Origin of the sequence: Paracoccus marcusii (genome assembly GCF_006151785.1) — a bacterium.
GTDB lineage: Bacteria > Pseudomonadota > Alphaproteobacteria > Rhodobacterales > Rhodobacteraceae > Paracoccus > Paracoccus marcusii.
In genome coordinates, this window is sequence record NZ_VDDD01000104.1 from 1 (window position 1) to 12,158 (window position 12,158).

Annotated in this window: 10 protein-coding genes and 1 pseudogene; 3 read left to right on the top strand and 8 right to left on the bottom strand. The window is 69.5% G+C overall.

Features of this window, described 5'->3' with window-relative positions:
* From FHD68_RS14290 to FHD68_RS14315, 6 genes and pseudogenes are all read right to left on the bottom strand, one after another.
* A pseudogene (locus tag FHD68_RS14290) lies at positions 1–657 on the bottom strand (hypothetical protein); the annotation flags it as partial.
* A 69-nt stretch (positions 658–726) separates the two neighbouring features.
* The gene (upp, locus tag FHD68_RS14295; protein WP_176695016.1) at positions 727–1,356 is read right to left on the bottom strand and encodes a uracil phosphoribosyltransferase; all 630 of its coding nucleotides are present in this window, start codon (positions 1,354–1,356) and stop codon (positions 727–729) included.
* Positions 1,356–2,321: an adenosine deaminase gene (locus tag FHD68_RS14300; RefSeq protein ID WP_205963214.1), complete on the bottom strand. Its 966-nt coding sequence runs from the start codon at positions 2,319–2,321 to the stop codon at positions 1,356–1,358. The genes upp and FHD68_RS14300 overlap by 1 nt, the downstream gene beginning before the upstream one ends.
* Positions 2,312–3,490 carry a phosphopentomutase gene (locus tag FHD68_RS14305; RefSeq protein WP_127898382.1) on the bottom strand — a complete coding sequence of 393 codons (1,179 nt, stop codon included), beginning with the start codon at positions 3,488–3,490 and terminating at the stop codon, positions 2,312–2,314. Before FHD68_RS14305 ends, FHD68_RS14300 begins: the two co-directional genes overlap by 10 nt.
* Positions 3,487–4,770, bottom strand: a complete 1,284-nt coding sequence (locus FHD68_RS14310) for a thymidine phosphorylase (RefSeq protein ID WP_139086059.1) — start codon at positions 4,768–4,770, stop codon at positions 3,487–3,489. Before FHD68_RS14310 ends, FHD68_RS14305 begins: the two co-directional genes overlap by 4 nt.
* Positions 4,767–5,165: a cytidine deaminase gene (locus FHD68_RS14315; protein WP_045980818.1), complete on the bottom strand. Its 399-nt coding sequence runs from the start codon at positions 5,163–5,165 to the stop codon at positions 4,767–4,769. The genes FHD68_RS14310 and FHD68_RS14315 overlap by 4 nt, the downstream gene beginning before the upstream one ends.
* Positions 5,166–5,307: 142 nt before the next feature.
* Between FHD68_RS14315 and FHD68_RS14320 the strand changes: the two genes are divergently transcribed.
* Positions 5,308–7,587 (top strand): NADP-dependent malic enzyme, encoded by a 2,280-nt coding sequence (locus FHD68_RS14320; RefSeq protein ID WP_127898380.1) that lies wholly within the window; start codon positions 5,308–5,310, stop codon positions 7,585–7,587.
* Between the two features lie 174 nt (positions 7,588–7,761).
* Positions 7,762–9,648, top strand: a complete 1,887-nt coding sequence (locus FHD68_RS14325) for a propionyl-CoA synthetase (protein ID WP_127898379.1) — start codon at positions 7,762–7,764, stop codon at positions 9,646–9,648.
* On the opposite strand, the gene aroA is transcribed toward FHD68_RS14325, so the two are convergent.
* On the bottom strand, positions 9,645–10,976 hold the full coding sequence (gene aroA, locus FHD68_RS14330) for a 3-phosphoshikimate 1-carboxyvinyltransferase (protein WP_127898378.1): 1,332 nt from the start codon (positions 10,974–10,976) through the stop codon (positions 9,645–9,647). The two genes, FHD68_RS14325 and aroA, sit on opposite strands and share 4 nt — an antisense overlap.
* Before the next feature lie 119 nt (positions 10,977–11,095).
* Here aroA and FHD68_RS14335 point away from each other — a divergent pair, with 119 nt between their 5' ends.
* Positions 11,096–11,809: a DNA alkylation repair protein gene (locus tag FHD68_RS14335; RefSeq protein WP_127898377.1), complete on the top strand. Its 714-nt coding sequence runs from the start codon at positions 11,096–11,098 to the stop codon at positions 11,807–11,809.
* Here FHD68_RS14335 and FHD68_RS19055 read toward each other — a convergent pair.
* A partial coding sequence (locus FHD68_RS19055) for a hypothetical protein (RefSeq protein ID WP_167550411.1) occupies positions 11,797–12,158 on the bottom strand: 362 nt, incomplete at its 5' end. The genes FHD68_RS14335 and FHD68_RS19055 overlap by 13 nt on opposite strands.

The window sequence follows — 12,158 nt, forward strand, 5'->3', positions numbered from 1 at the left end:
CGGGGTCGCGGCAACCGTCGGCCGCGCCGCCGGGGCCGTCCTGACGGCTGCCGGGTCTGGCCGTGGCGGTGCCGCGGTCACTCCCGTGGTCAACGACGCCGTCGCGGTGGCCGCGCGCATGCCGGGACACAGCCCCAAGGTAGAGCCCTGCGCGGATGCCGACGGGTCCGGCTTGTAGCCAAGGCGCGCGCACAGCTCCGGGCTGCCCGAAAGGCCGGTGGCCTCGCGCAGCGTCGGCGCCATGGTCAGGGCATCCTGCAGCGCGGTGTGGATCGGATCGGGCACCCGCGACGCGGCCGGTTCCGCGCGGGTTTCGGCCGGGGCCGGGTCCGCGGTCCATTCGCCGGGGCGCAGGTCGCGCGACAGCTGTTCCAGCAGCATGGTTTCGACATCGGGCGGCGGTGCCTGGGTCAGTGGCAGCGCCCGTTCGGTCAGCGGGTCCGTGCGCCGGACGTCCAGACTGGGGGGAAAGCCGCACAGCGCCTGCCCTTGCCCATCCTGGCGCGCGGTCCAGTCGGTGCCGCTGCGGGTGAAGACGCAGCCGTTGCCGTCTATATACTGCGTCCCCGCGAAATCGGCGGGGGGCGGTGGCGTCGGAGCGGCCTGCGCCGCCCCGCCCAGCAAAAGCATCGCCAAGACCCGCAAGTGCCCGATCATCTGCCATCCATTCCGTTGTCCTGCCCCAGACCTAGCGCAGAACCGTGAAACGGCGGTTAACGGGCGGCCTTATTTCGTGCCGAACATCCGGTCGCCGGCATCGCCCAGACCCGGGACGATATAGCCGTGATCGTCCAGTCGTTCGTCCAGCGCCGCCGTGAAGATCGGCACGTCCGGATGCGCCTCGCGCATGCGTTCGACGCCTTCGGGCGCAGCCAACAGGCACAGGAAGCGCATGTTCTTGGCGCCGCGCTCTTTCAGCATGTCGATGGCCGCGACCGACGAATTGCCCGTGGCCAGCATCGGGTCCACCACGATGGTCATCCGCGCGTCCAGTTCGCGCGGCACCTTGCAGTAGTATTCGACCGGCTTCAGCGTCTCGGGGTCGCGATAGAGGCCGACAAAGCCCACGCGCGCGCCGGGGATCAGCTCCAGGATGCCGTCCATCAGCCCATTTCCGGCCCGCAGGATCGAGATCAGGGCCAGCTTCTTGCCCTCCAGCGTTGGGGCCTCCATCTCGCACATGGGCGTCTCGATGTGCATGGTGGTCAGCTCCAGCTCTCGCGTGACCTCATAGGCCAGAAGCAGGCTGATCTCGCGCAGAAGGCGGCGGAAACCGGCGGTGGACACCTCTTTTTGGCGCATGATCGACAGCTTGTGCTGAACCAGCGGGTGGTCGACGACGGTCAGGTGTTGCATCAGGCGAATTCCTTTTTCAGGCAGTCGCGGGTGGACGCATCGCAGAACGCGGCGTCGGCAGCCCACTGGTTGATCTGTCGGAACTCGGTATCGCCCCAGCCAAAGGTCGACGCAAGCCGATCGTATTCATGGCGCATCGTCGTGTGGAAGAACGGCGGATCGTCGGTGGACACGGTGACCCGAACCCCGGTATCGGCCAGCCGCGCGATGGGATGGGCGCCCCAGGACGGATAGACCCCAAGCGCGATGTTCGATCCCGGACACACCTCCAGCGTCACGCCGCGCTCGACCAGGTCGCGCACCAGCGCAGGGTCGTCGATCGCCTGCACGCCATGCCCGATGCGGGTGCAGCCCAGGTCCAGCGCCTGCCGGACGCTGTCGGGGCCGCCCCATTCGCCTGCATGGCAGGTCAGGCCCAACCCGGCCTCTGCCGCGCAGTCAAAGCTCCAGGCGTAATCGGTGGCCCGGCCGACCTGTTCGGCCCCGCCCATGCCAAAGCCGGTGATCCAGCCGCCCGCGGTCTCGGCAGCACAGCGCGCGGTTTTGCGCGCACGATCCGCGCCGAAGTGACGAATCGCGGTGACGATGCCGCGGCTGTCGATGCCATCCGCCCGGGCGCGGTCCGCGACCTCGGTCATCGCGGCCAGATGATCGCGCCAGGCCGACAGGTCCGCACCGCCGCAGAACTCCGGCGAGACGAACAGTTCCGCATAGACCACGCCCTCCTCGGCGCAGCGGTCCAGCACCTCGGCCAGCAGGCGGGCGTAGTCGCGCGGGCCGTTGATGACGCTGGTCGCGGCCTCGTAGCAGCGCAGGAAGCCCGGAAAGTCGTCATAGGCGTAATGCCCGCGCTCGTCGAAGACGCCGGACAGGTCGGCGCGTTTTTCCTTGGCCAGACCGCGGATGAAATCGGGTGGCGCGGCGCCCTCCAGATGCAGGTGCAGTTCGATCTTCTTCATAGGAATGATGTCCCGTGTCGGGGGGCGGGCAGCCCCAGATGCGCAACGATCGAGGCGCCGATATCCGCAAAACCCACCTGCCCCACGCCGCGCACGCCCGCGCCCCAGCCCAGCACGGGGGCGCGCTCGCGGGTGTGATCGGTGCCGGACCAGGACGGGTCATTGCCGTGATCGGCGGTGAAGATCGCCAGATCGCCGGGCGACAGCGTCGCCAGGAACCGGCCCGCGACACCGTCGAACCATTCCAGTTGCGTGGCATAGCCGGGAATGTCCCGCCTGTGGCCGAAATTGGTGTCGAATTCGACGAAGTTCGCGAATGTCAGGCTGCCGGGTTCGGCCTGGGTGCCAAGCCGGACCAGGTGTTCGGCCAGGGCCGCGTCATCGGCGCCCTTGTGCAGGCGGGTGATGCCGCGATGGCTGAAGATGTCGCCGATCTTGCCGATGGCATGGGTGACCCGCCCCGCACCCTGCGCGATGTCCAGGATGGTGTCGCCCGGCGGCGCGATCGCGAAATCGCGGCGGTTGCCGGTGCGACGGAACGCGCCGGGCTGGCCGACAAAGGGGCGCGCGATGACCCGGCCCACGCGCATCGCGTGCAGTATCGGTGACAGGTCGCGGCACAGCGCGATCAGGCGGTCCAGGCCGAACGCCTCCTCATGCGCCGCGATCTGCAGCACGCTGTCGGCCGAGGTATAGCAGATCGGCCAGCCGGTCTGCAGATGCCGGGCGCCGAAGTCGTCGATGACCTGCGTGCCAGATGCGTGGCAATTGCCCAGGATGCCGTCGGTCCCTGCCAGCTGGCAGATCCGCGCGGTCACGTCGGCAGGAAAGGCGGGGTCGGCGTCGGGGAAATAAGTCCAATCCCACGGCACGGGGACGCCCGCGATCTCCCAGTGGCCGGAGGGGGTGTCCTTGCCGTGCGACACCTCTGATGCCGCGCCCCACAGGCCGCGGGGTTCGGCGCCCAGACCCGGTGCATCCGCGCCCGAGGCCAGCCGCACCGCCGCCCCAAGCCCCAGCCCGTCCAGCACCGGCATCCGCAGCGGACGCGCCTGCGCGATATGCCCGACGGTGTTCGTACCGGTATCGGGGCGACCGTCGTTGAAGAAGGCGTGGGCATCGGGCGCGCCGCCGATGCCCACGCTGTCCATGACGATCAGGAACGCCCGGCTCATGCGCCGATCCGGTCGCGGATCAGTGGGCCGGGCTGGCCGTCGCCCAGGACATAGGCGGCCTGCACGGCGGCGATGGCTACCTGTGCCGCCGTGTCGTCGGCGGCGTGGACCATGCCCAGGGGGCGGTCGGGGCCGACCTCCTCTCCCAGCTTGGCCAGGCGGTCCAGGCCCACGCGGTGGTCGATCGCCTCGGCCGCGCGCACGCGTCCACCGCCAAGCGCCAGGACCGCGTGGCCAAGCGCGGTCACGTCGATGCGCCCCACGCGCCCCGCGTCTGGCGCGGGAATGGACAGGATCAGCGGCGCGCGGGCCAGATGCGCCTCGGGGCGGTCCAGCAGGTCGCGCGGTCCGCCCTGGGCCGCGACCATGCGGCCGAACACCTCGGCTGCGGCACCGCTGTCCAGCGTGTCGGCCAGACCGTCCGCGGACCGTCCCGCCAGCGTCAGGCATTCCGCCGCCAGCGCCAGCGTCAGGTCGCGCAGCGCCCCGGCCTCGCCCCGCAGGGCGCGGATCGCCTCTGCCACCTCCAGCGCATTGCCGGCGCTGCGGGCCAGCGGCTGATCCATGTCGGTGATGAAAGCAGAGGTGCGGCAGCCCGCCCCGTTCGCGGTCTCGACCAGGGCCTGGGCCAGCCGGCCGGCGCTGTCGGCCTTCTTCAGGATGGCGCCCGACCCCGCCTTGACGTCCAGGACCAGCGCATCCAGCCCCGCCGCCAGCTTCTTCGACAGGATCGATGCGGTGATCAGGTCGATCGATTCCACCGTCCCCGATTCGTCACGGATCGCGTACAGGCGACGGTCCGCAGGGGCCACGTCGCCCGTGGCCGCGACGATCGCGCAGCCGACGGTGCGCACGATGCGGCGGAAGTCATCCTCCGGCTGGTCGCACAGATAGCCGGGGATCGCCTCCAGCTTGTCCAGCGTGCCACCCGTATGGCCCAGGCCGCGACCCGAGATCATCGGCACGAACACCCCGCGCGCGGCCAGAAGCGGCGCCAGCACCAGCGACACCGTATCGCCGATGCCGCCGGTCGAATGCTTGTCCACCACCGGGCCCGACAGGTCCCATTGCAGGACATGCCCCGAATCGCGCATGGCGCGCGTCAGCGCCACGCGGCCCGCAGGTCCGACGCCCTTGGTCAGTACCGCCATCGCAAAGGCACCCGCCTGCACGTCGCTGACCGACCCGTCGGCCAGCCCCTGCGCGATCAGCGCCGCGCCCGGCCCGTCCAGGCCCCGCCCGTCGCGGATCGCCGATATGACAGGACGCGGATCCGTCATGTGCGCGCCATGTGGCCCGCGTCGAACCGGCCGGGCAGCAGGTCGCCCACGGTCGTGTGCATCTGCGCGCCGTCGGTCGTGGCCAGCAGGACCGACACCTCTGCGGATGCGAATTCAGCCAGTTTCTGGCGGCAGCCGCCGCAGGGCGGCACGGGGGTCGGGCTGTCGGCGATGACGGCGACCTCGATCAACTCCGTCTCTCCGGCGGCGACCATCGCGGCGATGGCCCCGGCCTCGGCGCAGGTGCCTTCGGGATAGGCCACGTTCTCGACGTTGCAGCCGCGATAGACGGTGCCCGACGCGCCGCGGATGGCCGCGCCGACCTTGAATTTCGAATAGGGCACATAGGCCCGTTCGCGCACGTCGCGCGCCGCATCCAGCAATGACGTCGTCATGGTTCACCCCGTTCGATCTGGCCGCCAATCTGCGCCCGCGGGCGGGGTTGTGCAAGACGCGCGCGGGCGCGCAGAACCCCGCTGTTCCCCGACGTCAGAATGGTTTAACGGTAAACCAATTCCGAAACCGGAGGGGCGAAAGATGGAAGACCGCAGGCAGGACAGCGCAAGACAGGCCGCGCTGGATTATCACGAGTTCCCGCGACCGGGCAAACTGGAGATCCGCGCGACCAAGCCGATGGCCAATGGCCGCGACCTGGCCCGCGCCTATTCCCCCGGCGTCGCCGAAGCCTGCCTGGAGATCAAGGCCGATCCCGCAACCGCCGCACGCTATACCACCAAGGGCAACCTGGTGGCCGTCATCTCGAACGGCACGGCCGTCCTGGGCCTGGGCAACATCGGCGCGCTGGCCTCCAAGCCGGTGATGGAGGGCAAGGCGGTCCTGTTCAAGAAATTCGCCAACATCGACTGCTTCGACATCGAGGTGAACGAGCCCGATCCGGTCAAGCTGGCCGAGATCGTCTGCGCGCTGGAGCCGACCTTCGGCGCGGTGAACCTTGAGGACATCAAGGCCCCCGACTGCTTCATCGTCGAACAGATCTGCCGCGAGCGGATGAACATCCCGGTCTTTCACGACGACCAGCACGGCACCGCCATCGTGGTGGGCGCGGCCGCGACCAATGCGCTGCGCATCGCCGGCAAGCGGTTCGAGGACATCAAGATCGTCTCGACCGGCGGCGGGGCGGCGGGCATCGCCTGCCTGAACATGCTGCTGAAACTGGGCGTCAAGCGCGAGAACGTCTGGCTGTGCGACATCCACGGGCTGGTCCATGAGAGCCGCGACATCGACATGAACCCGCAGAAGGCCGCCTATGCCCAAGCCTCGGACAAGCGCAGCCTGACCGAGGTGATCGACGGCGCCGACCTGTTCCTGGGCCTGTCCGGTCCGGGCGTTCTGACGCCCGAGATGGTCGGCCGCATGGCCCCGCGCCCGATCATCTTCGCGCTGGCGAACCCGAACCCGGAAATCGACCCCGACGCGGCCCGCGCCGTTGCCCCCGACGCGATCATCGCCACCGGGCGCAGCGATTTCCCGAACCAGGTCAACAACGTCCTGTGCTTCCCCTTCATCTTCCGCGGCGCGCTGGACGTCGGCGCGACCACCATCAACGACGAGATGAAGATCGCCTGCATCGAGGGCATCGCCGCCCTGGCCCGCGCGACCACCGCGGCCGAGGCCGCCGCGGCCTATCGCGGCGAGACGCTGACCTTCGGCGCCGACTATCTGATCCCCAAACCCTTCGATCCGCGCCTGATGGGCGTCGTGTCATCCGCCGTGGCCCGCGCCGCGATGGAGACGGGCGTTGCGACCCGGCCCCTGGACGACATGGCCGCCTACAAGCAGAAGCTGGACGGATCGGTCTTCCGATCGGCGCTGATCATGCGCCCGGTCTTCGAGGCCGCGGCCACCGCCACGCGCCGCATCGTCTTTGCCGAGGGCGAGGACGAACGTGTCCTGCGCGCCGCCAATGCCATGCTGGAGGAGACGACCGATGTCCCGATCCTGATCGGCCGCCCCGACGTGATCGCCACCCGCGCCGAACGCGCGGGCCTGCCGATCCGTCCGGATGTCGACTTCGAGATCGTGAACCCCGAGAACGACCCCCGCTATCGCGACTATTGGGAAACGTATCACGGCATCATGGCGCGGCGCGGGGTCAGCCCCGACATCGCCCGCGCGATCATGCGCACCAACACCACCGCCATCGGCGCCGTCATGGTGCACCGGGCCGAGGCCGACAGCCTGATCTGCGGCACGTTCGGACAGTACAGCTGGCACCTGCAATACGTGCGCCAGATCCTCGCCCGCGACGGGCTGCACCCGGTCGGCGCACTGTCGATGATCATCCTGGAAGACGGGCCGCTGTTCATCGCGGACACCCAGTGCCACAACGACCCCACGCCCCAGCAGGTCATGGAGACGGTGATGGGCGCCGCGCGTCACGTCCGCCGGTTTGGCCTGACGCCCAAGATCGCCCTGTGCAGCCATTCGCAGTTCGGCAACACCGACAGCTATTCCGGCCGCAAGATGCGCGACGCCCTGGCGCTGCTGGACGCACGCGAGCCCGACTTCATGTATGACGGCGAGATGCATGTGGACGCGGCGCTGGACCCCGAGCTGCGCGAACGCATCTTCCCGACCTCGCGGCTGCAGGGTGTGGCGAACGTGCTGGTCTTTGCGGGCACCGACGCCGCATCGGGCGTCCGCAACGCGCTGAAGATGCGCGCGGGCGGCCTGGAGGTCGGGCCGATCCTGATGGGCATGGGCAACCGCGCCCATATCGTGACACCCTCGATCACCACGCGCGGCCTGCTGAACATGTCTGTGCTGGCCGGCACTCCGGTCACGCATTACGGCTGATTCGGCGACATTTTTGCAAATACTGCGGCGCGGCAAAGGAGGATTTGCTGCGCCGTTCTGTTTGCAAACACGATCGCCGGATTTCTGCTAATCAGCGCATGGTCACGCCGCTAACAAGGTTGCGCGACGCCCCCCTTCCTGCGTAACAAAACCCAGGTTCAGGGAGGGGAGTCCATGTCCTATCAAGATCTCTACGCGCGCTGGAAGGCCGATCCCGAGGCGTTCTGGATGCAGGCCGCCGATGCCATCGACTGGACCCAGCCCCCAAGCCGCGCGCATTTCGACCAGGGCCCCGCCGGGGAATGGTTCGCCGACGGCATGGTGAACACCTGCTGGAACGCCATCGACCGCCATGTCGCGGGCGGTCACGGCGACCGCCTGGCGGTGATCCACGACAGCCCGATGACCGGCAGCGTCAGTCGCCTGACCTATGCCCAGCTGCAGGACCAGGTGGCCCGGCTGGCGGGTGTGCTGGCCGCGCGCGGCATCGGCAAGGGCGACCGGGTCATCATCTACATGCCGATGATCCCCGAGGCGCTGCAGGCGATGCTGGCGTGCGCCCGGATCGGGGCTATCCATTCGGTCGTCTTCGGCGGGTTCGCCGCGCATGAACTGGCGGTGCGCATCGACGACGCCAAGCCCCGCGCGATCATCGCCGCAAGCTGCGGGCTAGAGCCGGGTCGCGTCGTCCCCTACAAGCCGCTGATGGACCGCGCCATCGACGAGGCCGCCCACAAGCCGGACTTCACAATCGTGTTCCAGCGCCCCGTATGCGCGGCCGACATGGTGGCGGGCCGCGATCTGGACTGGCGCCAGGCGGTAGCGGACGCGCAGCCTGCCGACTGCGTCCCGGTCGAGGGGAACCACCCGGCCTATATCCTCTACACCTCGGGGACGACGGGCCAGCCAAAGGGCGTCGTGCGCCATACTGCGGGGCATCTGGTCGCCCTGGCGTGGAGCGTGCCGAACATCTATGGCATCGGGCCGGGCGACGTGTTCTGGGTCGCGTCCGACGTGGGCTGGGTCGTGGGGCACAGCTATATCGTCTATGGGCCGCTGATCGCGGGCGCGACGACCGTGGTGTTCGAAGGCAAGCCCGTCGGCACCCCCGACGCGGGTACGTTCTGGCGGGTGATCGCGGATCACAAGGTCAAGTCCTTCTTCACCGCGCCCACCGCCATCCGTGCGGTCAAGCGCGACGACCCGGACGGCAGGTTGGTAGGAAAGTACGACCTGTCCGGCCTGCAGGCCCTGTTCCTGGCGGGCGAGCGCGCCGACCCCGACACCGTCACCTGGGCCGAGGATCGGGTCAAGGTGCCGGTGATCGACCACTGGTGGCAGACGGAGACCGGCTGGCCCATCGCCGCGAACCCCTTCGGTGCGGGGCTGATGCCCGTGAAAAAAGGCAGCCCGACCCTGCCCATGCCCGGCTACGACGTGCAGGTCCTGGACGAGGCCGGGCACCCGGTCGCACCCGGCACCCTGGGCGCGATCGCGATCAAGCTGCCCCTGCCGCCCGGCACCCTGCCCACGCTCTGGAATGCCGAGGATCGGTTCAACCGCGCCTATCTGCAGCATTTCCCCGGCTTCTATGAGACCGGGGATGCGGGTTACGTCGACGATGACGGCTATGTCTGGATCATGGCGCGCACCGACGACGTCATCAACGTCGCGGGCCACCGCCTGTCCACGGGCAGCATGGAAGAGGTTCTGTCCAGCCATCCTGCCGTCGCGGAATGCGCGGTGATCGGGGTCGCCGATCCGCTGAAGGGACAGGCACCCCTGGGCCTTTTGTGCCTGAAGAAGGGGGTCGAGACCGAGCATGCCCAGGTCGTGGCCGAGGTGGTGCGCATGGTCCGCGACCGCATCGGGCCCGTCGCGGCCTTCAAGACCGCCTGCGTCGTCGACCGCCTGCCCAAGACGCGGTCGGGCAAGATCCTGCGCGCGACCATGGCCAAGATCGCGGACGGTGAGACGGTCAAGGCGCCCGCCACCATCGACGACCCCGCCATCCTGGACGAGATCCGCCGATCCCTGGCCGGGATCGGCTATCCCGCCTAGTCCAGCGTCGCGCCCAAGCGGGTCATCAGCGGCACGAAGTCGGGAAAGGACGTGGTGATCGGCCCCGCGTCGTCGATGGTGACGGGCTGCTGGGTCGCAAGGCCCAGGATCAGGAAGCTCATGGCAATGCGGTGGTCCAGATGGGTCACCGCATGGCCGCCGCCCGCCACCTGCGCCGCGCCGTGAACGGTCATGGTGTCGCGCGTGTCCTCGACCGTGACGCCGTTCGCGCGCAGGCCCACGGCCATCGCGTCGATCCGGTCGCTTTCCTTGACGCGCAGTTCCGCGACGCCGTTCATCACCGTGGTGCCTTCGGCGAACGCGGCGATCACCGACAGGATCGGGAATTCGTCGATCATGCTGGCCGCACGATCGGCCGGGACGGTCACGCCCTTCAGCGGGCCGTGGCGCACCAGCAGGTCGGCCACGGGCTCTCCGCCCTCCTCGCGCGGGTTCTCGAAGGTGATGTCGGCGCCCATCTCTAGCAGGGTCACGTACAGGCCGTCCCGCGTCGGGTTCCGGCTGACGCCCGGCACGCGAATTTCGGACCCCGGCACGATCAGCGCCGCAGCCACCGGAAAGGCCGCACTGGACGGATCGCGCGGCACGGCCACGGGCTGCGGGCGCAGTTCGGGGCGGCCGGTCAGGGTGATCTTGTGGCCGTCAGGCGTGGTCTCGGTCCGGATCTGCGCGCCGAACCCGGCCAGCATGCGTTCGGAATGATCGCGCGTCGGTTCGGATTCGATCACCACCGTGTCCCCTGGCGCATTCAGCCCGGCCAGCAGGATCGCCGACTTGATCTGGGCGCTGGCCACGGGGGTGCGATAGGTGACGGGCACCGGATCGGCCGCGCCCTGGATGGTGATGGGCAGACGCCCGCCCTCGCGCGCGGTGATCTGGGTGCCGAATTGCGACAGCGGGTCCGTCACCCGCGCCATCGGACGACGCGACAGGCTGGCGTCGCCGGTGAAGGTCACGCTGATCGGCGTGGTCGCGACCGCACCCATGATCAGACGCACGCCGGTGCCCGAATTGCCGCAATCGATCACCTCGGCCGGGCTGGAGAAGCCGCCCACGCCCACACCATGCACCGACCATTCCCCCGGCCCGTGCTGCGTCACCTGCGCACCAAGCGCCTGCATGGCGCGGGCGGTGTCCAGCACGTCCTGGCCCTCCAGCAGACCGGTGATGCGCGTCTCTCCGACGGCCATCGCGCCCAGGATCAAGGCGCGGTGGCTGATCGACTTGTCCCCCGGCACCAGCGCCTCGCCCGTCAGGGGGCCGGTGCGGCGGGCGGTCATCGGACGGGGGTCTGCGGAATGCGACATGGGCCTACCTCGTGGTTTTGCCGCGCCTTTTAGCCCGCCCGGCGCGCCCCTGCCACCATCATCTTGAGGCCGGCGCCCCTGCGCCCTAGAAGGGGGCCAATCACGGATTGGAGAATCCCATGCAGGAACTGGACCGGCTGCGCGACCTGGCCGACCCCGAACGCGCCGCCCGCGCCAGTGCACGCCACAAGCGTGATCGAGAGACCCTGGGCATCACCCCCGCCGCCCTGGAGGAGGTCGTCGCCGAATGGCGCGCGGAACGCGATCTGGACGCGCGCATCGCGCTGGCCGAGGCGCTGTGGGACAGCGACGTCCACGAGGCCCGCCTGGCCGCCGCCCGCCTGCTGGTGCAGGCCCGGATGCGGCCCGACGACGCGGCCTGGGCCGCGATCATGGACTGGGCGCCGCAGATTGACGGGGCCGAGATCGACGATGCGGTGATGACCGCCGCCGCGCGTCGCGTGGTCGCCGATCCGACCCGCCTGGATCAGATCACGGCATGGGCCGGCAGCCGGAACCCGTGGCTGCGCCGGGGCGTGATGCTGGCCACGCTACCCTGGGCCAAGATGAACAACCCCAAACCCGAGGACCTGGAGATTCGGGAAAAGGTTCTGCAGCTGATGCTGCGCCTGGCGTCCGACCGTCACGGCGGCGTGCGTCAGGCGGCCAAGCTGTGGCTGCGCAACCTGGAAAAGCGCGACCCGGACCGCGTCGCCGTCTGGCACAGCGCCCATGAGGCGATGGCCGCGCCCGAACCGCAGCCTGAACCCCTGGCCGAGGACGCGCCGCAATCCGACGACGCGCCCCGCCCCGACGGCGATCAGGAGCGGTAGACTTCCAGCGTCGGCAGGTCGGTCAGCGGCACGCCCAGCAGCTGCAGTGCCGGCAGCGAGACCTGGCTGCCCGTGCCCGATCCCGACAGGGGCCGCAACTCGACCTGCGCCGACTTGCCCGTGGCGGGGTTCACGATGCGCCCCTGCACGGGCGCATCGACCAGGGGCGTCTTCATCCAGAACCCACCCTCGGACGGGTTGCCAAGCGATCCGACGGTCGTGCCAAGCCGCGTCTCGGCCGTGGCCGGGGCCTGGGCGGCGGCCACGCGCTGTTCTGGCGTCGTGGTGTCCAGCTGTGCGGGTGTCGCGCGTGCCGCGGGCCGGGGGCTGGGCGCGCGCGTCACGGCCG